This is a genomic window from Micromonospora sp. WMMD998 (assembly GCF_029581235.1).
GTDB lineage: Bacteria > Actinomycetota > Actinomycetes > Mycobacteriales > Micromonosporaceae > Micromonospora.
The window spans coordinates 4,891,409-4,913,930 of sequence record NZ_CP120740.1 but is presented as its reverse complement, the minus strand read 5'-3'; the positions used below and the strand labels follow the sequence as shown (position 1 = coordinate 4,913,930).

The 22,522-nt window shown below is 71.9% G+C and carries 18 protein-coding genes; 3 read left to right on the top strand and 15 right to left on the bottom strand.

The window, feature by feature from the left end; all coding sequences use genetic code 11:
- The first annotated feature begins 87 nt into the window (after window positions 1-87).
- Window positions 88-1,731, top strand: a complete 1,644-nt coding sequence (locus O7619_RS22215; protein ID WP_282283202.1) for an Ig-like domain-containing protein — start codon at window positions 88-90, stop codon at window positions 1,729-1,731.
- Between the two features lie 25 nt (window positions 1,732-1,756).
- Here the strand turns inward: O7619_RS22215 and O7619_RS22210 are convergent, their stop codons facing one another.
- The 15 genes from O7619_RS22210 to O7619_RS22140 form a co-directional block, all read right to left on the bottom strand.
- Complete coding sequence (locus O7619_RS22210; RefSeq protein ID WP_282283201.1) at window positions 1,757-3,157, bottom strand: GH1 family beta-glucosidase; 1,401 nt, start codon at window positions 3,155-3,157, stop codon at window positions 1,757-1,759.
- Window positions 3,154-5,394 carry an alpha-xylosidase gene (gene yicI / locus O7619_RS22205; RefSeq protein WP_282283200.1) on the bottom strand — a complete coding sequence of 747 codons (2,241 nt, stop codon included), beginning with the start codon at window positions 5,392-5,394 and terminating at the stop codon, window positions 3,154-3,156. The genes O7619_RS22210 and yicI overlap by 4 nt, the downstream gene beginning before the upstream one ends.
- Window positions 5,391-6,266, bottom strand: a complete 876-nt coding sequence (locus O7619_RS22200; RefSeq protein ID WP_282283199.1) for a carbohydrate ABC transporter permease — start codon at window positions 6,264-6,266, stop codon at window positions 5,391-5,393. The genes yicI and O7619_RS22200 overlap by 4 nt, the downstream gene beginning before the upstream one ends.
- Window position 6,267: 1 nt before the next feature.
- Window positions 6,268-7,239 (bottom strand): sugar ABC transporter permease, encoded by a 972-nt coding sequence (locus O7619_RS22195; protein ID WP_282283197.1) that lies wholly within the window; start codon window positions 7,237-7,239, stop codon window positions 6,268-6,270.
- A 67-nt stretch (window positions 7,240-7,306) separates the two neighbouring features.
- Window positions 7,307-8,611, bottom strand: a complete 1,305-nt coding sequence (locus O7619_RS22190; protein WP_282283195.1) for an extracellular solute-binding protein — start codon at window positions 8,609-8,611, stop codon at window positions 7,307-7,309.
- A gap of 35 nt (window positions 8,612-8,646) precedes the next feature.
- Window positions 8,647-9,726 (bottom strand): LacI family DNA-binding transcriptional regulator, encoded by a 1,080-nt coding sequence (locus tag O7619_RS22185; RefSeq protein ID WP_282288900.1) that lies wholly within the window; start codon window positions 9,724-9,726, stop codon window positions 8,647-8,649.
- 221 nt (window positions 9,727-9,947) lie between these two features.
- On the bottom strand, window positions 9,948-10,274 hold the full coding sequence (locus tag O7619_RS22180) for a phosphopantetheine-binding protein (protein ID WP_282288899.1): 327 nt from the start codon (window positions 10,272-10,274) through the stop codon (window positions 9,948-9,950).
- Between the two features lie 52 nt (window positions 10,275-10,326).
- Complete coding sequence (locus O7619_RS22175; protein ID WP_282283193.1) at window positions 10,327-11,568, bottom strand: acyl-CoA dehydrogenase family protein; 1,242 nt, start codon at window positions 11,566-11,568, stop codon at window positions 10,327-10,329.
- Complete coding sequence (locus tag O7619_RS22170; RefSeq protein ID WP_282283192.1) at window positions 11,549-13,300, bottom strand: AMP-binding protein; 1,752 nt, start codon at window positions 13,298-13,300, stop codon at window positions 11,549-11,551. Before O7619_RS22170 ends, O7619_RS22175 begins: the two co-directional genes overlap by 20 nt.
- A 40-nt stretch (window positions 13,301-13,340) precedes the next feature.
- Window positions 13,341-14,684 (bottom strand): cytochrome P450, encoded by a 1,344-nt coding sequence (locus O7619_RS22165; RefSeq protein ID WP_282283191.1) that lies wholly within the window; start codon window positions 14,682-14,684, stop codon window positions 13,341-13,343.
- Window positions 14,681-15,199 carry a GNAT family N-acetyltransferase gene (locus O7619_RS22160; protein WP_282283190.1) on the bottom strand — a complete coding sequence of 173 codons (519 nt, stop codon included), beginning with the start codon at window positions 15,197-15,199 and terminating at the stop codon, window positions 14,681-14,683. The genes O7619_RS22165 and O7619_RS22160 overlap by 4 nt, the downstream gene beginning before the upstream one ends.
- Window positions 15,196-16,194, bottom strand: a complete 999-nt coding sequence (locus tag O7619_RS22155; protein ID WP_282283189.1) for a TauD/TfdA family dioxygenase — start codon at window positions 16,192-16,194, stop codon at window positions 15,196-15,198. The genes O7619_RS22160 and O7619_RS22155 overlap by 4 nt, the downstream gene beginning before the upstream one ends.
- Window positions 16,191-17,783 carry an AMP-binding protein gene (locus O7619_RS22150; protein ID WP_282283188.1) on the bottom strand — a complete coding sequence of 531 codons (1,593 nt, stop codon included), beginning with the start codon at window positions 17,781-17,783 and terminating at the stop codon, window positions 16,191-16,193. The genes O7619_RS22155 and O7619_RS22150 overlap by 4 nt, the downstream gene beginning before the upstream one ends.
- Window positions 17,784-17,852: 69 nt before the next feature.
- Window positions 17,853-18,416 carry a TetR/AcrR family transcriptional regulator gene (locus O7619_RS22145; protein WP_282283187.1) on the bottom strand — a complete coding sequence of 188 codons (564 nt, stop codon included), beginning with the start codon at window positions 18,414-18,416 and terminating at the stop codon, window positions 17,853-17,855.
- A gap of 161 nt (window positions 18,417-18,577) precedes the next feature.
- Window positions 18,578-19,102: a hypothetical protein gene (locus tag O7619_RS22140; protein WP_282283186.1), complete on the bottom strand. Its 525-nt coding sequence runs from the start codon at window positions 19,100-19,102 to the stop codon at window positions 18,578-18,580.
- A 398-nt stretch (window positions 19,103-19,500) separates the two neighbouring features.
- On the opposite strand from O7619_RS22140, the gene rfbB reads away from it, so the two are divergent.
- Window positions 19,501-20,490 (top strand): dTDP-glucose 4,6-dehydratase, encoded by a 990-nt coding sequence (gene rfbB, locus O7619_RS22135; RefSeq protein ID WP_282288898.1) that lies wholly within the window; start codon window positions 19,501-19,503, stop codon window positions 20,488-20,490.
- Between the two features lie 109 nt (window positions 20,491-20,599).
- The gene (locus O7619_RS22130) at window positions 20,600-22,486 is read left to right on the top strand and encodes a BTAD domain-containing putative transcriptional regulator (RefSeq protein ID WP_282283185.1); all 1,887 of its coding nucleotides are present in this window, start codon (window positions 20,600-20,602) and stop codon (window positions 22,484-22,486) included.
- Window positions 22,487-22,522: the final 36 nt, after the last annotated feature.

Sequence of the window (22,522 nt, the reverse complement as noted above, 5' to 3'; positions counted from 1 at the left end):
GCCCGGCGGATGCCACGGTATTGACAGGCCGTGTCCCGAACGTTGACGCTGTGTTAAGCGACATCTGTCGATACTTACGGGGGCATGATGCGACACAGGATCCTCGCGCTGGCCACGGCCGCCGCGGTCGTCGTCGGCGGGGCCATCACGATGGTGCTGCCGCCGGCCTACGCCGCGGCGACGTGCACGGTGGACTACACGATCACCCGGGAGTGGTCGACCGGCTTCTGGGCCGAGCTCACCGTCACCAACCTCGGCGCTCCGGTCACCGACTGGTGGCTGCGGTTCCGGGCGGCCAACAACCAAATGATCACCATGGGTCTCGACCGGCTCCCGGACGGATACACGCTCGGCAGCGGCGAGATGTACCCGCTGACCACGCTCCGTCCACCGGCCGGATCCACGCTGCCGACCGGCGGGTCGGTGACGGTGCGGTTCGGCGGCAACTACCGGGGCACGGACCCCGTGCCGACCGACTGGCTGTTGAGCGGCCAGCCGTGCGACGGAGACGTCGGCGGCCCGGCCCCCTCGTCGCCGCCGGCCTCGGGGAGCGCGCAGCCCAGCCCCAGCCCCACCCCCAGCCCACTGCCGGGCGGGCCGTCGGTGGCGCTCACCTCGCCCCTGCCCAACGACTTCTTCGCCGCGCCGGGCGTCATCCCGATCCGCGCCGAGGCCACGGCGGCGACGGCCGGCCGGCGAATCGAGCGGGTCGAGTTCCGGGAGCGCGGCAGGCTGCTCGCCGTGGACACCACCGCGCCGTACGCGTTCGACTGGCGCGGCGTGCCGCCGAACACCGGTACCCGCATCACCGCCACCGCCTACGACAGCAGCGGCGCCCAGGCCACCGCCGAGGTCCGCGGCGTCCGGGTGCTCCCACCGCCGGCGCCCGGCGCCGCGCCCGCGCTGAAGGCGTTCGGCAACCGCATCCGCACGGTCACACCCGACCCGAGGTCGTACCGGCCGCGCGGAGTCGTCCGGTCGGACGTGTCCGACGGGTGCGCGTGGGGACCGATCCGCTGGGACGGCCCGGTCGACGAGGCGTCCGTGGCCGCGCTGCGGGCCCGCGGCGTCAACGCGGTGCGGGTCGTGCTGACCGACGCCTGCTACGCCTACCCCGGCACCAGCAGGCAGGACCGCGTCGGCTACCTCGACGAGGCGGCCCGGTACGTCGACCGGCTCGCCCGGGCCGGCATCACCCCCGTCGTGTCGCTGCGCCAGAGCGACACCTCCGCCGCCCGCACCTTCTGGAGCGCGGTGGCGGAGGTGTTCGGCGACGACAACGCGGTGGTCCTCGACATCTCGCCCGACACCTTCCCGGCGGCCGGCGGCGCCGATCCCGCGGTGGTCTGGACCTGCTGGCGCGACGGCGGCCCCGCGTGCGCGGGCACCGGCCTGCCGCCCTTCGGCGTGCAGGAGCAGATCCGCCTGCTGCGCGTCCAAGGCTCGTTCAACCTGGTCCTCGCCGCCGGGATCGACGGCGGCAACGACCTGAGCCGGTGGCGGGAATACCGCCCGGCCGACCCGGACGGCCGCAGCGTGGCCGCCGCCTGGCGCGTCGACGACCGCTCGGCCTGCGCCACGCCGGCCTGCTGGCAGTCCACCCTGCTCCCGGTCGCCGCCCAGGTCCCGCTGGTCGCCACCGACGTCAGCGCCGGCCCGGCGGCGCCGACGTTCGTGCGCCGGACCGTCACCTGGCTCGACCAGCACGGCATCGGCCACCTGCGCCGGTGACCGGGGGCGGGGCACGCCACCTGACCTATCCGTCGAGTTGACCCGTGGTGGCCAGGCGGCGGTACCAGTGGGCGCTGTCCTTCCAGGTGCGCTCCTGGGTGTCGTAGTCGACGCGGATGATGCCGAAGCGGCGGTCGTAGCCGTAGCCCCACTCGAAGTTGTCCAGCAGCGACCAGACGAAGTAGCCGCGGACGTCCGCGCCCCGGGCGCGGGCGTCCGCCGTCGCGCCGATGTGCCGGCGCAGGTAGTCGATCCGCCGGTCGTCGTGGATCCGTCCGTCGGCCGAGACCACGTCGTCGAACGCCGCGCCGTTCTCGGTGATCATCAACGGCTGGCCCGGGTATTCGTGACGCAGCCGCAGCAGCAGCTCGGTCAGGGCCGGTGGGTCGATGTTCCACCCCATCGCCGTGTGCGGGCCCGGCTGCGGCAGGAAGTCGACGTCGTCGGCGGCCACCCACGGCGAGTGGGCCGAGGCGCCGTGCCCGTCGGCGTCGGAGCGGGCCGAGTGCCCGTCCCCGGCGCGGACCAGGGTGCTGGCGTAGTAGTTGACGCCGAGCACGTCCAGCGGCACCGCGATCAGCCTCTCGTCACCCGGGCGCACGAACGACCAGTCGGTGACGGAGGCGGTGTCGGCCAGCAGGTCGGCCGGGTACGCCCCGTCGAGCATCGGGCCGAGGAACGCCCGGTTCGCGAGGGCGTCGATCCGCCGGACCGCGTCGGAGTCGGCGGCCGACCCGGACGCGCCCCGCACGACGTGCAGGTTCAACGTCACCGACAGCTCGGCGCTCGGCGTCAGCTCCCGCACCACCCGCCCGGCCAGGCCGTGCGCCAGGTTCAGGTGGTGCACCGCCGCCAGCGCCGCCGCCGGTTCGGTCCGACCGGGCGCGTGCACCCCGGAGCCGTAACCCAGGTACGCCGAGCACCACGGTTCGTTGAGCGTGGTCCAGGTGTGCACCCGGTCGCCGAGCGCGCCGACGATCCCCGCCGCGTACTCCTGGAAGCGCAGCGCCGTGTCCCGTGCCGGCCATCCACCGGCGTCCTCCAGCTCCTGCGGCAGGTCCCAGTGGTACATGGTCGCCACCGGTCGGATGCCGCGCTCCCGCAGGCCGTCGACCAGCCGGGCGTAGAAGTCGAGGCCGGCGGCGTTGAACCGCCCGGAGCCGCCCGGCTGCACCCGGGGCCAGGAGATCGAGAAACGGTACGCGCCGAGCCCCAGCTCGGCGAGGTGGTCCAGGTCCTGCGACCACCTGTGGTAGTGGTCGGCGGCCACGTCGCCGGTGTCGCCGTTCAACGTCCGCCCGGGGGTGTGGCTGTAGGTGTCCCAGATGGACGGACCACGGCCGTCCTCGGTGGCCGCGCCCTCGATCTGGTACGCCGCCGTGGCCGATCCCCAGACGAAGCTCTCCGGGAAGCTGTGTGCCGTCATCGTCCCGACCTCTCCCTGCCGACCACCACGCAGTGGTACGCCGACGACTCGCCCGCCACCAGCTCGGCGGTCCCCACCCCGTCGTGGAAGCCCACCTCGAACTCGGCGCCCGGCCCGTCGTCGGGCACCGGGATCCGCACCCGCTGCCGCTGCCCCTCCGCCGGGGCGTAGAGGCGCAGTTCCACCCCGTCGGGCCAGGGGTAGTCGGGCCGGTCGGAGCGCGCCCCGAACCCGATGACCGCGCCGGGCCGGGCGAGCACCGGCAGGCTGTCGTACCCGTGCTTCTCGGTCACCCACGCCGGGCCGGTGAGCTGCGCGCCGGTGAGCAGGTGGGTCCACGTGCCGGCGGGCACGTAGAAGGTGACCTGCCCGTCGGCGCTGAGCACCGGCGCGACGAGCACGTCCGGGCCGAGCATGTACTGCCGGTCGAGGTGCGCCACGGCCGGATCGTCCGGGAACTCCACGATCATCGGACGCATCATCGGGACGCCGTCGCGGTGCGCCTCCTCGGCCGTCGCCGCCAGGTAGGGCATGAGGCGCAGCTTCAGCCGGGTGAACTGGCGCAGCACGTCCACGGCCTCGTCGTCGTACGCCCACGGCACCCGGTACGAGCCGGAGCCGTGCAGCCGCGAGTGCGAGGAGAGCAGACCGAACGCGATCCACCGTTTGAACACCGCCGGGTCGGGGGTGCCCTCGAAGCCGCCGATGTCGTGGCTCCAGTAGCCGAAGCCGGAGGACGCCAGGGACAGCCCGCCGCGCAGCGACTCGGCCATCGCGACGAACGTCGACTCGCAGTCGCCGCCCCAGTGGACCGGGAACTGCTGGCCGCCGGCGGTGGCCGAGCGGGCGAACAGCACCGCCTCACCCTCGCCCCGCTCGGCTTCCAGCAGGTCGAAGACCGCCTTGTTGTAGAGGTAGGAGTAGTAGTTGTGCATGCGTTGCGGGTCCGACCCGTCGTGCCACACCACGTCGGTCGGGATGCGCTCACCGAAGTCGGTCTTGAAGCAGTCGACGCCCATGTCCAGCAGCGCCTTGAGCTTGCCGGTGAACCAGGCCACCGCGTCCGGGTCGGTGAAGTCGACGAGCGCCATGCCGGCCTGCCACTTGTCCCACTGCCACACCGACCCGTCCGGGTTGCGCACCAGGTAGCCGGCCCGGCGGCCCTCCTCGAAGAGGTAGGAGCGCTGCGCGATGTACGGGTTGATCCACACGCACACCTTCAGGCCGCGCTCGTGCAGCCGGCGCAGCATGCCCTCCGGGTCGGGGAAGGTCGCCGGGTCCCAGACGAAGTCGACCCAGTGGAACTGGCGCATCCAGAAGCAGTCGAAGTGGAACACCGACAGCGGCAGGTTCCGCTCGGCCATCCCGTCGACGAACTCGGCCACCGTCTTCTCGTCGTACGACGTGGTGAACGACGTGGACAGCCACAGCCCGTACGACCAGGCGGGCACCCGGGCCGGCCGGCCGGTCAGCGCCGTGTATCGGCGCAGCACGTCCTTGGGGGTGGGTCCGTCGACGACGTGGTACGTGAGCGACTGGCCCTCGACGCTGAACTGGGTCTGCGTGACGACCTCCGAGCCGACCTCGAACGACACGTGCTCCGGGTGGTCCACGAACACGCCGTAGCCGGCGCTGCTGAGGTAGAACGGCACGTTCTTGTACGCCTGCTCGCTGGCGGTGCCGCCGTCGGCGTTCCAGACGTCGACCGTCTGACCGTTCTTGACGAACGGGCCGAACCGTTCACCCAACCCGTACAACGTCTCGCCGACGCCGAGGGCGAGCCGTTCGTGCACGTAGCGGCGACCCGCGCCGTCGGTGACGATGCCGACGCTGCGTCCGGTGGACGCGGTGACGAGCCGGTCGCCGTGCCGGAACTCGACCCGCCACCCGTCGACGAGCGCGACCCGGACGGTCAGCTCCCCTGTGGTCAGGGACGCGCTGAGCCCGGTGATGTCGACGGTGACCGGGTGCGTGTCGTCGGTGTGCAACCCGAAGTGGGGTTCGCGGGGCAACCCGCCGCTGTGGTGGCCGATGGTGACCCCGACCACCCCGGGTGCGGGGGAGAAGAAGCGGACGGTGACGACGGGCCGGTTGAGCGTGTCACCGCGACCGTTGATCTGACCGGCCGGCGCGAACACGGTGAAGCCGCGGTCGTCCGGCTCGACCGACTCCACCGTGCCGGGGCGCAGGACGCTGACCCCCGGGCGTAGTTGCCAGTATCCGTCGGTGAATTTCACTTCTCGGCTCCTGCGGTGATGCCGCGCGCCAGGGTGCGCTGGAAGATGAGGAAGAAGAGGATGGCCGGCACCAGGCTGAGCAGCGCGCCGGCGTTCGTCGTCGGGGCGTCCATCAGGCGGTCACCCTGCAACGACGCGAGCGCGACCGGGATGGTCTGCGTCTGGTTGTCGATCAGCATGACCAGCGGGATGAGGAACTCGTTCCAGGTCCAGATGAAGAAGAAGATGAGCAGGACGGCGAGGGTCGGCCGCAGGTTGGGGAAGACCACCCGCCACAGCACCGTCCACTTGCCGGCGCCGTCGAGCGCCGCGGCCTCCAGCAGCGAGCGCGGGAACGTGCCGAGCACCGAGGCGAGCAGGTAGGTGCCGAACGCGCTCTGGACGACGGTGAAGATGATGATCACCGACAGCCGGGTGTTGTAGAGGCCGATCTCCTTGGCGACGTAGTACAGCGGGTAGATCAACGCCTCCTGCGGCAACATGTTGGCCAGCAGGAACAACCCGACGATCCACAGCCGGCCGCGGACCCGGCCGACACCCAGGGCGTACGCGTTGAGCAGCGACACGACGACGCCGAGGACCGCCACCGAGCCGGCGATGAGCGTCGAGTTCCACAGCTTGAGCGGAAAGTTCACCTCGGACCAGTACGTCCGCAGCCCCCGGGTGTAGAAGTCCGTCGGCCAGCTCAGCGGCCCGGCCGACGAGTAGTCACCCGGCGATTTGAAGGCGTTGAGCAGCATGAACGCGAACGGCACGAGCATGGCGAGCGCGGCTGCGGTGACTCCGGCGAGCACCAGCCAGCGGCTGACGCCGCGGTGGTGCCGGTCGCGCGCCGGTCGGCGGACCGGCGCGTCGGTGATCGTGACGGCCATCTCAGAACCCCCGGTCCCGGCGCTCGCTTCGGGCCTGCGTCCAGATGAAGACCACGGCCACCACCACGATGATCACCGTGAGCACGGTGGAGATCGCGGAGCCGTACCCGACCTGGAGCTTCTTGAAGAACGTGTAGTACGCGAAGTACGACGGCACGTTCGTGGCGTTCGCCGGGCCGCCCCGGGTCAGCGCGAAGATCGGCCCGAACACCTTCAGCGCGGCGATGGTGCAGGTCAGGGCCACCACGAAGGTCTCCGGCCGGATCTGCGGGAGCGTGATCGCCCGGAACCGGTGCAGCCAGTTCGCCCCGTCGACCTCGGCCGCCTCGTACAGCTCCGGGTCGACCCGCTGCAACGCCGCCATGAACACGACCACCGGATAGCCGATCTGCACCCAGATCATCACCGCCATCACCGCCGGCAGCGCGGTGTCCGGGTCGCCCAGCCAGTCGTGGCGCAGCGCACCGAGACCGACCGCGTCGAGCAGGCTGTTGAACGCGCCGTCGGGGCGCAGGATCCAGCCCCAGACGATGCCGGCCACCACCACGGGCAGCACCTGCGGCAGATAGAACGCGGCCCGCAACGCCGCCGCCGTACGCGGCCTGAAGCGACGCCCGATGACGTCGAAGAGCACCGAGGCGAGCAGCAGCCCGAGCAGGGTCGGCACCACCACCATCGCGACGATCATCGCCACGGTGTTGCGGAACGACGCCCAGAACACGTCGTCGTGCAGCAACCGCTGGTAGTTGTCCAGCCCGACGAATGTGGGGTCACCGACGCCCGACCACCGGGTCAGCGACAGGTAGCCGGTGCCGACCAGCGGCGCGCCGATGACCAGGACGAACAGCGCCGCTCCGGGGAGCAGGTAGAGCCAGTACGCCGCGTCGCGGCCACGCGGCCGGCGGCGGGACGGGGACGCGGGAGTGGGGGGTTCCGCCGACGGGGTGGCGGCGACGGTGTCGGAGACTGCCATGGAAGATCCTTCCCGGCGGGGGCGGCGGGCGCGCCGGTCGTACCGGTGGCGCCCGCCGCGCGCCGCGTCACTTGCCGGTGATCTCCTTGACGCCGTCGGCGTACGGCTTGGCGATCGTGTCGAGCACCTGGTCGGGGGACTTGGACCCGTTGATCAGGCTCTGGAATCCGCCGACCAGCACGTCGTAGTAGCCGGGCACCGGCCAGTCCGGATAGAAGGCCAGGCCGTCCTGCTCGCTGACCGTGTTGAAGTCCTCGATCAGCTTGCGGTCCTTCGCGTCCTTGATCTTGGCGGGGTCGCCGGCCACCGGGACGCCACCGTTGTTGCCGATGAGGTCCTGGATCTCCGGGCGCAGGGTGATGTCGATGAAGTCCGACGCCAGGCTCTTGGCCTTGCTGTTCGTCGGGACCACCCAGATGTTGCCGGAGGAGCCGGCGTTGAGGGTGTTGCCGGGGAACAGGAAGGTGTCCCAGTTGGCCTTCATCTCGGCCTTGAAGCGGCCGTACCACCAACTGCCCGAGACGATCATCGGCGTCTTGCCCGCGATGAACGCGGTGCCCATGTCCTCGGCCTTGAGACTCGCCGAGTTCTTGGCCACGTAGCCCTTCCGCACCCAGTCGGCGAAGGTCTCCGCGCCGTACTTCAGCGGGTCGGCGTGGAAGTCGACCGGGTTCTTGTAGAGCTGGTAGTTGTCGACGAACTGCCGGTCGGCCTTCGACAGGGCCAACTGGTAGAAGAGCTGCCCGGCCGGGTACTCGGCGCCGGCCATGCCGAGCGGGGTGATGTCCTTGCCGACGAAGGTGTCCATCGCGGCGGTCATCTCCGCCATGGTGGTGGGCACCTTGACGCCGTTGCGGTCGAACAGGTCCTTGTTGTAGTAGACCGTGACGTACTCGCCGTAGTTCGGCACGCCGAACCAGTTGCCCGACCCCATCACGCCCTTGTCGCTGTAGCGGGCGGTGGTCTGGAGGCTGGGGCTGAGCTTGTCGGCCCAACCGCGCTTCTCGGCCTCCTCGCTGAGGTCGGTGAGCAGGCCCTGGGACGACAGCAGGCCGGCCGTCGCGTTGCCCTTGTTGTACTCCATGACGTCCGGGCCCTCGGACGAGTTGATGATCATGCCGGCGTTCTGCTGGATCTGCTCGAACGCCTTGCGCTCGAAGCGCACCTCGACGCCCGGGTGCTCGGTCTTGAATATCTCGATGGCGCGGTCCCAGCCGATCCCCATCGCGCTGTTCTCGCTCTCGTAGTGCCAGAGCTTGAGGGTCTTGGCCCCGCTGTCGTCACCGCTGTCGTCACCGCCGCAGGCGGCTACGGTGGTCGTCGCGGTCGCCGCCAGGGCGATCGCGGCGACGATCCGACGGTATCGCTGCATTGCTATCCTCCTCGTCGAGTATCGTGCCCGGTACTTCACTGGGCCCGTCGTCGCGTTGCCGCGCGGCGGCGGGCCGTTCCTTCCTTGTCAGCCGCCATCGGTTGGCGGCCCCGTGGTGCCGCGGTGGACCCCCGGATCTCCAGCGCGCACGGCAGCAGTTGCTGGTGGCGCTCGTCCCCGGACCCGTCCAGGTGGCGCACCAGCGCCTCGACGGCGATCCGCCCCATCGCCGAGCCGGGCGACGTCATCGCGGTCAGCGCCGGGGTGGCCAGTTCGGCGACCTGCGGCGAGGTGACCATCGACACCACCGAGACGTCGTCGGGCACGGACCGCCCGCGCGCGGTCAGCTCGCCGAGGATGCCGAAGGTCGCCGCCTCGTTCATGGCCAGCACGGCGGTCAGGTCCGGCGTCCGCGTGAAGGCGGTGGCAAGCGCCGCCCGGCCGCCGGTGGCGCTGTCCTCGGCCGGGATCATGACCGGTTCCAGGCCGTGGCCGGTCATGGCGGTGACGAAGGCGTCCCGGGTACGCAGAGCCGGCCCGTAACCGCTGGCCAGGGTCTCGGCCGAGTGGTTGACGTAGACGATCTGCCGGTGCCCCAGGCCGACCAGGTGCGCCACCGCCTCCCGCACGGTCTGCTCGAAGTCGATGTCGACGTAGGAGAGCCCGCCGGTGTCGCCGGTGCGCCCGATCAGCACCAGCGGCACACCGGCCTGCTGGAGCGCGGCGACCCGCTCGTCGGCGAGCTGGACCTCCATCAGCACGACGCCGTCGAACATCCGCTGGCTGGCCAGCCGGCGCAGGGCGTCGAGGTCGCCGCCACCGCCGACGGGGGACAACACCAGGTGGTAGCCGACGGCGCTGGCCGCCGCGGCGGCTCCGGTGACGAACGCCGTCTCGGTCGCGCCGAGGCCGCGCTCGTCCATCGGCAGCAGCAGGCCCAGGATGCGGCTGCGTCGACTGGCCAGGCCGCGGGCCATGGCGTTGGGCTGGTAGTCGAGCTCGGTCATGGCGGCGAGCACCTTGGCCCGGGTGGCCCCGGAGATCGGCCGGGTGCCGGTGAGCACGTAGGAGACGGTGCTGACCGAGACCTGGGCCAGGCGGGCGACATCATGCATGGTGGCCACCGCGCACCTCCCTCGGGCCTGGCGGGAACGGATCCGACCGCTCGTCGAACCGCTTCGACGAAGCGGTTCGACAGACGCTAGGCCCCCTGTTACGGCGGCGTCAATAGTTGATGTCGAAAAGACGTCACGTCTCGTCGTGGTGCGTCGTACGGCCTAACTCTCAGCCCTCCCGGTCGTCGCTGATCCGGCGACATATCGCCGGATGTCTGGCGTCAAGGGATCAATCGTGCAATCGGTGCGTCTTTTCCGGCGGCACGTGGTGCCACGGGCTTTCGTGACGCGGCCTGGTGGCAGATGACGTCGACCAGCTCGCCGACCGTGGCCACGGTGGATGCGCGGGGGTCGTTCAGGAGGTTGACGCTGAAGCGGGCCTCCAGCGCGATCAACAGCTCCAGCGCGGCGAGCGAATCGATGTCCAGGTCCTGGACCAGGTGGTCCTCCGGTCGTAGTTCCCGGCGGACGCGCTTGATCTCCAGGAACACCGCGTCGAGCGCCGACATGACGTCGGCCTCGGTCACCGGAACGGCATGTGTGGTCATGTCCTTCACCTTTCGGAGGTTGATGGTTGGGCGCGGAAGAAGGCGTACGTCCTCACCCGAGGTCGACCAGTTCGTCGTAGCCGACGAAGTCGGGAACCATGCCGCTGGCTACCAGCTCCCACATCATCTCGTCGGTGCCGGCACCGATCCGGCCCAGCCGGGTGTCCCGCCACATCCGGCCGAGCGGGGTCTCGTCCTCGAGGTAACCGGCGCCGCCGAACAGGTGCATGCACTCACTTATCGCCTCTTCCGCGAAGCGGGTGGCGGTGACCTTGAGCGCGGCGGTCTCCCGAGGCCCACAGGCGCCGGTGACAGGTATGCCCTGCGCCGCCGAGTAGACGGCGAACCGCAACGACAGCAGCCGCGCGGACAGGTCGGCCAGCCGCAGCCGGAGCGCCTGGTGCTGGAGCAACGGACGGCCGAACTGTTCCCGCCGGTGCAGATGCGCGGCGGCGAGGCCGGTGGCCGCGGCGACCCCGCCGACGGTCTGCCCGGCGATGGACAGCCGCTCGTGGCTCAGCCCCCAGGTCGCCACGAGCAGACCCGCGCCGGGCCGACCGACGAGCGCCTCGTCCGGCACCACGGCGTCGATCGTCATCCAGGTGGTGTCGAGCGCCGAGGTGCCGACCTTGCGCAGCCGTTTGCGGACCGACAGCGCCGAGGCGGGTACGGCGAACACGCCGAGGCCGCCGTCGGCCTCGCCCCTGTCGTTCTCGATCCGGCACAGCAGCAGCGCGAAGTCGCACACCAGACCCAGTGACAGGTACCGCTTCTCACCTGTCACCCGCCAGCCGCCGGGCACCCGCCGGGCGGCGGTGCGCATGCCGGTGAGATCCGAACCGCCGGTCGGCTCGGAGGCCCCGAAGCACCCGACCAGCCTCCCGTCGAGGAGCCCGTCGAGATATTCCTGCAACAGTGGTGAGTCGCCGTAGCGCACGAGGATCGAACCGACCGTCTCCAGGCAGAGACTCACGCCGACCGACAGGCCCGCATGACCGCACCGGCCGCTCTCCTCCGCGATGATCACGCCGAGGCCGGCGTCACCGAACGGGCCGGGGTGCCAGCGTTGCCGCAACAACCGGCTGCGCCCGAGGTCGGCAAGCACCTCACGGGGAAACACCCCGCGCTCGTCGGCCGCCGCGTGCGGGGCGAAAGCGGCGCCGATCGACTCCGCGACCCGGGCGCGGGCGGCGTCCACGCGCGGGCCGAAGGGACCATCCGCGAACAGCGGCCGGTCCGACGCCTCGCCGGGCCGGGACACGGCGGCGGGGGCGCTAGCGTACGACGGGCTCACGGCCTGCCTCCCGGATCTGCTCGTCGGTGTCGGTGTCGGTGTCGCTCGGTGCCGGAGGGTCGCCGAGCCACTCCCCGGTCAACTGCCCGGCGAGGTGCCGGCGCCACAGCAGGCGCCGGCGGGGCTTGCCGCTGGAGGTCAGGGGGATGGTGCCGCGCCTGGCCCGCAGGATCAGCACCCGGACGGCGGACCCGGTGAACGCGCGGACCGCCTCGACGACCACGTCGAGATGGTCGCCCAGGTCCCGCTCCGCCACCACCAGCAACGTCGGCCGGCCGTCGACGACGCCGCCGGCCACGACGAGGTGGCGGGGCGCGATTCCGGTACGGGCACGCAGATCCAGCTCCACGTCCTCGACGAAGATGCTGCGCCCGCGGAGTTTGACGCTGTCACCGAGGCGGCCGACCACGTACAGGTCGCCGTCGTGGAAGAAACCGGCGTCGCCCGTGCGCAGCGACCCGCCGACCAGTCGGGCGCCGTCCCGCGACGTGCCGTCGGCGTAGCCGGCGGTTATCGAGGGGCCCTGTACCGAGATCTCCCCGAACACACCGTCGGGCTGGGGCTGCCCGTCCTCGTCGACCACGTCCACCCGCAGGCCGTCGAGCGGGCGACCGCAGCTCACCTGCCAGCCCCACGGCTCCGACACCGGGTCGGTGGTGAGGACCGCCTTCCCGGTCACCTCGACCTTGTCGTCCAGGCTCCGGCCCGGGGCGTTGGTGCGGACCATCCGCACCGGCTCGTGCCGGGGTACGCCGGTGACCGCGAGGGTGCCCTCGGCGAGCCCGTAGGCGGGGGTCAGCGCGCGGCTGTCGAAGCCGTGCGGTTGCAGCAGCGCGGCGAACCGCGCCAGCGCCGCCGGGTTGATCCGTTCGGCCCCGCTGACCACCGACGTGACGCCGGAGAAGTCGAGCCCGACCAGATCGTCCGGGGTGACCCGGTCGACGACACGCTCGAAGCCGAAGTTCGGCATGAAGATCTGGGCGTACCGGCCACTGCCGTACTCGGCGAGCCAGCCCCGGGTGTCGCGGACGAACTGCTGGGGCCGCATCATCGCGTGTTCCGTCTGCAGGGTCACCAGGGTGAGCAGCCCACCGACGAGACCCATGTCGTGATAGAGCGGCAGCCAGGAGACCCCGCCGCGATCCGTGATGCCCAGCCAGCGCTGGATCATCCGGAGGTTCGCCGCCAGGTTGTCGACGGTGATCCGTACGCCCTGCGGGCGTCCCAGCGAGCCCGAGGTGAACTGTAGGACGGCCAGTTCGCCGTGCGCACGCGGTGCCGCCCCGACGTCGCCGTAGGCGGGCGCCAGGATGGTCGTCTGCTGACCGGCCTGGCGCACGCCGGCCAGCAACACGTCGCGGTGGTCGTCCGACGCGATCGCGAACCGGGGTCGCACCGCGGCGGCGATCGCCCGCAGTTGCGTCTCGTAGCCCGTCGTGTCCTGGAGCGCGGCAGGCAGCGGCAGCACCGACGGGGTGGCGCCGATGGCGAGGAGTCCGAAGAAGCAGGCGACGAAGTCCGGGCCGGACGGCAGCACCAGTGGCACCACCTCGCCGCGGCGTACCCCGGCGTCGGCCAGGGCGGCGCCGGCGCGCAACGCGCGTTCGGCCAGATCCTCGTAGGTGTGGCGCGACCAGTCCGGTCCCTCCACGTGGAACCGTACGCCACGCTCGGTCGACGGAGCGTCAAGCCAGCCGAGAAGCAGGTCCCGGCTGACGGCAAGGCTGCTCATCTGGGTTCGTCCTTTCCAACGGTCGGGCCGGTGTCAGGGGTCATGGCCGACACGTCAGACGCATCGGCAGCCGTCGACCTGGGCGAAGGGTGGCGCTGGCCAGTGGGCGGGGCAGCCCGGCGGTCAGCTCCAGCCGGTAGCGTTGGGTCATCATCGCGAGCACCAGCACCGCCTCCAGTTGCGCGAAGCCGGCGCCGATGCAGGCGCGTCTGCCGCCGCCGAACGGGATGTGGGCGTAGCGGTCGCGGTCGGCGTCGGACAGGAAGCGGGTGGGGTCGTAGCGCTCGGGGTCGGGCCAGACGGCGGGGTTGCGGTGCACCAGATAGGCGGGCACCGCGACGGTGCTGCCCACCGGGATCGGTATCCCCTCGATGACGTCGGACCGGACGGCCTCCCGCTCGATGGTCCACACCGGTGGGTACAACCGCCACGCCTCGTTCACCACGGCGGTGGTCCACCGCAGCTTCTCGACGTCGGCGGCCTGTGGCTCGCGGCCGGCGAGGACCGCGTCCACCTCCTGTTCCAGGCGGTCCCGGACGGCCGGGTGGGCCGACAGCAGCGCCAGGCACCAACTGAGCGTCGTCGCTGTCGTCTCATGCCCGGCCAGCATGAACGTGGTCACCTCATCGCGGATCTCCGCATCGGTCAGTCGCGTCCGGTCCTCCTCGTCCCGCGCGGTGAGCAGGCGGTCCAGCAGGTCGGGTGGCCCGTCGACGGTGGGCGTCGCCCGCCGCTCGGCGATGAGCTGGCGCACCGGCCGGTCGATCGCGGCGAGCGGTCCGCCGAAGCGTTCGCTGGCCGCCCGGATCGCCCGGGTGCTGCGCGGCCCCCAGAGGAACGGCAGGAAGGTGCCGATCGCGACGGCGGGCAGCAGGAGGGTGAGGGCGCGGGCGATCTGGCCGGTGCGGCCGGTCATGTCGGCGCCGAACAGGACCCGGCCGACGATGTCCAGGGCCAGCGCGCTCACCTCGCCGGACACCTCGATCCGGGTGCCGTCGGGGTGTCGGTCCCAGGAGTCCAGCATCCGCCGGGTCGCCTCGACGATCTGCGGTGTGAAGCCCGCGACGTTGCGGCGGGTGAACACCGGTTGCAGCAGTCGGCGGTGGCGGCGCCAGGTCTCGCCCTCACCGGACAGCAGCCCGGTGCCGAGGACCGCCCGCATCGACCGGTAGGTGAAGGCCTTCAGGTAGTTGTCCTGATGGCGGGCCAGGACGTGTTCGGCGTGCCGGGGGCCGCTCAGGACGAAGAGCCGGTGCCCCGGATAGAGGGGCAGCTCCACGGCGTCGCCGTACCGGGCCAACGACCGCAAGGTCGCCAGCGGCCGGAAGACGAGCCCGGTCACCGCTGCCGGCGCGGCGGCGGCACCCGGGCCGGGGGCGCTCATCGCAGATCCTTGGCGTAGCAGACGGTCTGCGGGTCGTCGCGGTAGACCCCGTAGTTCGGGATCCGGGTGTATCCGGCCCGCTCGAAGAACCTCATCGCGGTGACCTGTTTGACGCCGGCGTCGAGGATCGCGCGCCGGCGTCCGGCGCGGACCGCCGCGCTCTCCACCGCCGTGAGGATGCGGTGGGCGGCGCCCAGCATCTGCAGGCCGGCCAGTTCCTCGACGACGTAGGCGCGCTTGAGCTCGGCGTCGCCGTCCTGGAAGCCCCACGCGCCGGCGTCCTTCGCGCGCCACCCGCCACAGGCCACGGGACGGCCGTCGAGGTAGCCGACCAGGAAGAGACCGCGCGGGGGCCGGTATTCGCCGGGATCCCCGTGCCGGGGATCCTCCTCGCCGTAGACCGCCAGGTAGTGACGTTGCAGCAGGGACACCAGCGCGACGGCGTCCGGATGGTCGTAGGGCACGGCGCGCAGCTCCATGGCGGTCACGTCGCTGGTCGGCCGGGCGGCGGTCATCGGATGATCCGGGAACGGGTGTCGGCGGTGGCGTAGATCCGGCGGAGGTCCCGGATCAGATTCAGCCGCTTGAGCCAGCGGTCGGTGCCGTCGTAACGGGCCCGGAACGGGGCCCGGCCGTGCACGACCTGGTAGTTGTCGATGAACAGCAGGTCGCCGGGGGCCAGCGCGATGGACTCCGTCGCGGCGTTGAGCTGCTGGTCCAGGTCCGCCATCGCCGCGGCTGCCTCGTCGTCGCCGTCGGAGACCGCGGTGAAGTCCGCGTCGAACCGCAGGTACGGGTGCTCCGGTGGCCCGAAGATGATCGGGTCGAGCCCGGTGCCGTCCGGGGCGGCGCGAAGACGTTCGGCGTAGGCGCCGCCCACGTGTGCGTCGTCCGGCAGGAAACGGAAGCGGGAATCCTGGAGGATCTTCTGGAGCTTCTCGGGCAGGCCGAGGGAGCCGAGCCGGACGAACGTCGTCCGTACCGCGTCGGGGTTGCGCAGGCACAGCAGGGAGACGTAGTCGCCGCGGCACGGATGGAACCCGTCCTCGGTGTGCAGCGTCAGCGGGGCCGCGCTGCACGCGCTGGTCAGCGACTGTTCCATCGCCGGGGACGGACAGACATCGTGGACGAGCCGTCCGCCCTGCTGCGCCGCCCAGCCGAACGGCTCGCCGAGCGGCAGACCGCACAGCACGAGCAACAGCTCCTCCCGCCGGCCGACGCCGGCCGCCGCCGCCGTCCAGTCGAGCGGCGTCGGCGGAAGGGCCTGGAGCGGAAGTCCGGATATCACGGACACCGGCGCCTCGTCCGCGCGAACCTGCCCCAGGAACTCCCGCACCCGCTCCGGCAGCCGGACGGCGTACGCGGTCGCCCGCTCGGCGAAGCTGAGCGGATCCGCCGAGCGGTCGGTGGCGGTGAACGAGTCGACGAGCCGGCCGAGCGCGTCGCGCTCCGCCTCCGTGAGCCGGAGCCGTCGTACCGCCGAAGTCTCGACTGCCGACGAGGTCGTCACCGCGCACCCGCCGGCGTCGCGTCCAGGCTGGCCCGCAGGGCCTTCTTGTCCGGCTTGCCGGCGGCGGTGAGCGGTATGTCGTCGACGAACGTGACCGCTGCCGGCGCACGGAGCACGCCGAGTTGGTCCGTGACGAGGGCGCGCAGTCGCTCCGCGTCGACCGGCTCCGCCTGGGTGCCCGGGCCGGTCGGACGGCCCGGCGCGCGTACGACGAACGCGTGGACCGCCTCACCCGTCTGGTCGCTGGGCACGCCGACCACGGCCGCCTGCCGCACCTGCGGATGACCGGTCAGGACGGCCTCGATGGGCGCCGCGTGGCAGTTCCGGCCGTTGACGATGATCATGTCCCGGAGCCGGCCGACCAGGTAGAGGTAGCCGTCGTCGTCGAGGTAGCCGAGGTCACCGGTGTGCAGTCGGCCGTCCCGGAGGACCTGGGCGGTCAGCTCCGGCTGCCGCCAGTAGCCGGTCATCACCGACGCCGAGCGCACGCAGACCTCACCGACCTCTCCCGGCGGCCGGTCGCGTCCCTGCTGGTCCACGACGGAGACCGTGCAGCCGGGCACCGGACGGCCGACCGACGCCAGGAGCTGTGGCCGGTCGGTCACCGCCGCCAGGTGGTCCTCGGGCGTCAGGATGGTGACCGAGGTGACCTCGGTCTGCGCGTACCCCTGGAGGAAGATCGGGCCGAGCAGCTCGATCGCCTGGCGCAGCCGGCGGGGCGCGACGGGGGAGCTGCCGTACACGACCAGGGCGAGGTTGCTGCCGGGCCCGGTGGGTGCGGCCGGATGGTCGAGCAACTGGTAGATCTGGGGCGGGTACAGGAAGGTGGCGACCGGACCCGACCGTCGTACGGCGGCCCAGAACGCGCCCGCGTCGAACACCTCGTGCAACTCCACCGCGATGCCGAGGACGAGCATCTGCACGGCGAGATCACCGACCGCGTAGGCGATGGAGGTGGCGGCGACGAACCGGAGCCCGTCCGGCAGCGGGAGGCCGGCCGCCGTCCGGGCGCTGGCCTCGGACGCCGCCGCGAGGGCCGCGAAGGTGCACGCCACCCCCTTGGGGACGCCGGTCGTCCCGCCGGTGTAGCAGATGCCGGCGACGTCGTCCTCCTCGGCCGCGACGGCGACCGGCGTCGCCGGCTGCGCCGCCGCCAGCGCCAGGAGGTCGGTCGTCGGCGCGGCCGGACCGAGCGCGAGGACGCGCCGCACGCCGGCGCGTTCCGCGACCAGCGGCACGGGCTGGTCCGGCGGGGTGCCCCGGGGGTCGAACACGACGACGGCCGGGTCGGCGTCGGCGAGAATGTGGTCGAGGTCCTCGGTCAGGGCATCGAGCTGGACGGCGACGTACCGGGCGCCGAGCACGTGGCACGCGAACCGCAGGTAGAGCGCCTCCGGGGTGTTGGTGACGAGGCAGACGACGCCGCTGCCGCGCTCCACTCCCTGTGCCCGCAGCGCCCGGGCCAGCCGGTAGGTGACGGCCAGCAGCTCCCGGTATCCGATGCCCCGGTCCGCCGATACCAACGCGGTCCGCTCGCCGTACCGGTCGAACGCGTCGATCATGCTGGTCACATAGCGCGCCGCGGTCATCGGTCACCTGCCGGGCGGCCGTCGCGGGCAGGGTCCGGCGTCGACACCCGCACCGGTGTCGACGCGGGCTCAGTTGTGGACATCGAACGTCCTCCCTACTAGTCGGTGGCAGAGCGCGCGGAAATCGGCCGGGGACATGGCGATCCGGCCGCCGTGGTAGAGCCGCACCAGGCCGTGGATCAGGGCTCCGACGGCCAGTGCCAGTTCCAGGAGATCGTCGCCGCCGTCCTCGCCGAGGCCCTGGTTCCGCAGCGCGTCGGCGACCAGGGACAGTGACGGCGAGCCGCCGTCGCGGAAGTCGTCGGGGAACCGACGTGCGCCCTCGCGTGGGTCGGTGAAGACGAAGTCGTACAGCTTCGGCTGGCCGAGCGCGAAGTCGAGGTGATCGTCGAGGTGGTCGGCGATGAGATTGCCGGGACCCGGTTGGCGGTCGGCCCACCGCTTCGAGATGTCGGCGAACGTCTCGTCGGCGACGCGCCGCAGCAACGCCTCCCGGTTGGCGTAGTGGCGATAGATCGCCATCGGGGTGATTCCGGCTGCGGCGGCCACCCGGCGCATGGTCACCGAGGCGGGGCCCTCGGCGATGACGATGTCGCGGGCGATGCATACCAGACGGTCGGCGGTCGATCCCATGTCTACACCGTAGACATGGGGCCGGTGTGGAGCCGGGGCCAACCGAGCGCCCGAACGGCTACCCCCACGCGGGCCGGGCCGGTCGGCGTCGCCACGAATTCGCCGGCGGGAACCGGGAGCGGCTCAACCGGTTTCCGGTCACCGTCCCGGCGACGCCAGGATCATCGCGGCTGGCCGCGACCGTTCGACGCGGCGGCCCCCGCTTCGGCGCCCCGGGCCACCGCCCGCAGCCGGGCCACCATCTGCTCGACGAGCTGCGTGTCCCCCGCGGAGAGGCCGCTGTCGGCCAGCACCTGACGCAGCGCCACCTGCTTGACGTCCATCCGGCGCAGCTCCCGCAGCAGGGTGATCTGCTCCTGGATCCGTCGGGCCGCCGCGTCGTCGACGAAGTAGCCCGAACTCACCCCGAACGCGGCGGCCAACGCGCGCACGTGGGAGGTACGCGGATCGCTCGCCACGCCCCGGCGCAGCTCGCCGATGTAGGCCGCGCTGATCGAGACGCCGGTCTCGGACGCGCTGGCGTTGATCCGGTCGGCGATCTCCCGGTTGGTGTAGCGGCGGCCGGGCTCGTCGGACTCGCCCAGTTCCTCCGGCGTCGGCCGGATCCGGTCGAACAGGTAGTCGAGCCGCGCGGCCAGTGTGTCGAGCGACGGTTGCTCCCGCTCCGCGTGCCGATCGTCGGCCATGACTTCCAACCCTCCAGCGACTAAACAACAGTGTCGCAGATACCAGCGCTGACGAAACAGATGTTGACACATGCGGCGAGCGACAGCGTATGCTCCCTCCTGTCCGGGGCGACGGAGATCGAGCGCGGTGCGGCGTGAAAAGCGCCCGCACCCGCGCTGTGGGCGCGATCTCGGCCGCTCGGACAGGGGGATGTCAGTTCGGCGACGCGCGCTTTCCTGCGGGGGCAGGAAGGCGCGCGACCGCCACGCTCACGGGCGGACCGGCCCTGGGTCGAGGTGTGGGGCGACACACTCGGCGGCCGGCGCCGACGGGCGCTGACGGATTGACCTCGGTCGTGGTGCCGTCCGAGGGGGGATGAATCCTGGGGGATGTGAAGAGGATGCTCGACACAGCGCGGATGCTGGTCACCGGAGGCGCCGGATTCATCGGCGCCAACTTCGTCCAGCACACGCTCCGCAACCATCCGACGTATGACGTCACCGTGCTCGACGCGCTCACCTACGCCGGCGACCGACGGGCCCTGGAGCCGGTCGCCGACCGGGTGCGGTTCGTCCAGGGCGACATCTGCGACACCGACCTGGTCGACCGACTGGTCGCCGAGTGCGACGTGGTGGTGCACTTCGCCGCCGAGTCCCACGTCGACAACTCGCTGCACGATCCCGCCCCGTTCGTACGGACCAACGTGACGGGCACGTTCACGCTGCTCGAGGCGGTGCGGCGGCACGACCGTCGATTCCACCACGTCTCCACCGACGAGGTGTTCGGCGACCTCGCCCTGGACGCGGAACAGAAGTTCACCGAGGAGACCCGCTACGACCCGTCGAGCCCCTACTCGGCCACCAAGGCGGCCTCGGACATGCTGGTCCGCGCGTGGGTCCGCTCGTACGGCGTCCGGGCCACGCTGTCGAACTGCGCCAACAACTACGGCCCCTACCAGCACGTGGAGAAGTTCATTCCGCGACAGGTGACGAACCTGCTGGTCGGCGCCCGACCGAAGCTCTACGGCGCCGGGCTCAACGTGCGGGAGTGGACCCACGTCGAGGACCACAACGACGCGGTGCACGCCATTCTCGAGCGTGGCCGCATCGGCGAGACCTATCTCATCGGGTCCGGTGACGAGCGCAGCAACCGGGAGATCCTCGAACTCGTCCTTGAGGTGATGGGCCAGCCGCGCGACGCGTACGAGCACGTCTCCGACCGGCCGGGCCACGATCTGCGGTACGCCAACGACAGCACCAAGTTGCGTACCGAGCTGGGCTGGCGGCCGAGGTACGTCGAGCTGCGGGCCGGCCTGGCCGCCACCGTCGACTGGTACCGGGCCAACGAGTGGTGGTGGAAGCCGCACAAGGAGCGCACCGAGGCGCGCTACCGCAGCCTGGGGCGCTGACCGGCGCCACCGCTCGCCGACACCGACACCGACAGCCACCGTCCACGAGCCTGTCTGCTTTCTGCGTGGTATGCGTCTCCCGCCGACAGAGATACGGGGTTTCGACCAAGTGGGAAAGGCATTGCAGGTCACCCTGCTCGGACCCGTCTCGGCCGTCGTCGACGGCGCCGACTCCGATCTCGGGTCGCCGCGACAGCGCGCGCTGTTCGCGACGCTCGCCGCCCGCCCCAACCAGCGGGTCCGACGCGACGACCTGATCGACGGGGTGTGGGGACTCGACGCGCCGCTCACGGTCACCAACAGCATCTACACCTACGTCAACCGGCTGCGTCGACTCCTCGAACCGCACCGCCCGCACCGCGCGCCGTCCCAGGTGCTGCTCTCCGAGGGATCCAGCTACGTGCTGCGTTTGCACCCGACCCAGGTCGACTCCTGCGCGTTCGTCCAGCACGTCGAGCGGGCCCGGCAGCTCCGCGCGGCCGGCGACGTGGACCGGGCCGTCACGGAGCTGTCCCAGGGCCTGGCCCTGTGGCGCGGGGTCGCCCTCGACGGCACCCACGGCCCGTTCGTCGAGACCGAACGCGCCCGGCTCGACGAGCTGCGGCTGGCCGCGCTCGAGGACCGGGCCGAGATGCTGCTGGAGCTGGGCCGGCAGATGGAGGCGGTCGGCGAACTGGTGCCGCTGGTCCGCCTGCACCCGCTGCGGGAGCGCCTGCGGCACCTGCTCGTGCTCAGCTACGCCCGGCTCGGCAGCCGGGCCGAGGCCCTCGCCGAGATCCGGGACCTGCGCGAGACGTTGAGCACCGAGCTGGGTCTCGACCCGCCGGCGGCGATGCGGCGACTCCAGGAGCAGATCCTGCGCGGCGAGGTCCCCGCCACCGACACCGGTGGCCTCGGGCCGGCTCCCGACGCGGACACCGCCCGGCCCGGCGCCGTCGGGTCGGGCTCGCCGCCGCCGTCCGCGGGCACCCCCGCGGCGTTGCCGGTGAACCCCGCCCAACTGCCGCGCGACGTGCCGGGCTTCCTCGGCCGGCACTGCGAGCTCGCCGGCCTCCACAAGTCGGTGTGCGAGGCGGAGGCGGAGGGCGCGCCCCCGGTGATCCTCATCGGCGGCCCACCCGGCGTCGGCAAGTCGACCCTGGCGGTCCACTTCGCGCACCAGATCGCCGACCGGTATCCCGACGGGCAGCTCCACCTCGACCTGCGTGGCTTCGCCCGGGAGCCCGAGCCGATGTCGTCGGCCGAGGCCCTCGGTCACCTGCTGGCCGGGCTCGGCGTCGAGCCCGGCCAGCCCTCGGACGTGGACCGGCGGGCCGGTCTCTACCGCAGCCTGATGGCCGGACGACGGATGATCCTGCTGATCGACAACGCGCGCGGGATCGAGCAGGTGCGACCGCTGCTACCGCCCAGCCGGTCCTGCCTGGTGCTGGTGACCAGCCGTAACCGGCTGTCCGGGCTGACCGCCCGCGACGGCGCCCGCCGGGTGAATCTCGCCCCCATGTGCGACGACGACCTGCTCGGCCTCATCCAGTGCGTCATCGGCGGCGCGACGGTGGAGGACCGGTCGGTGCTGCGCACGGTGGTGGCCGCCTGCGGCCACCTGCCGCTGGCGGTGCGGATCGCCGCCGAGCGGATCAGCACGGCCCGGCTGCCGGCCGTGGCGTTCGCCGAGGCCAGCACGCCCGGCGAGCTGCTGGACGTGCTGGAGACGCCGGGTGACCCCCAGTCGTGCATGCGGGAGGTGCTGCACTGGTCGTACCGGGCGCTGTCCCCCGACGCCGCCGCCATGTTCGACGCGCTGGGACGCCACGCGGGGTCGGCCTTCGACCTCGAGACGGCCGCCACGCTGGCCCGCACCTCCGTCCGGCAGGCGTGGTGGGCCATCGGCGCCCTCGTCGACAGCAACCTGGTCGAGCAGCGGGACTGGGACCGCTACGAGATCAACCCGCTGGTCCACGCGTACGCGGTGGAGCGCGCCGGCGCCGACCGGGGCTGACCGGGCCGGGCGCGGCCGTCCGGGGACGCCGGCACG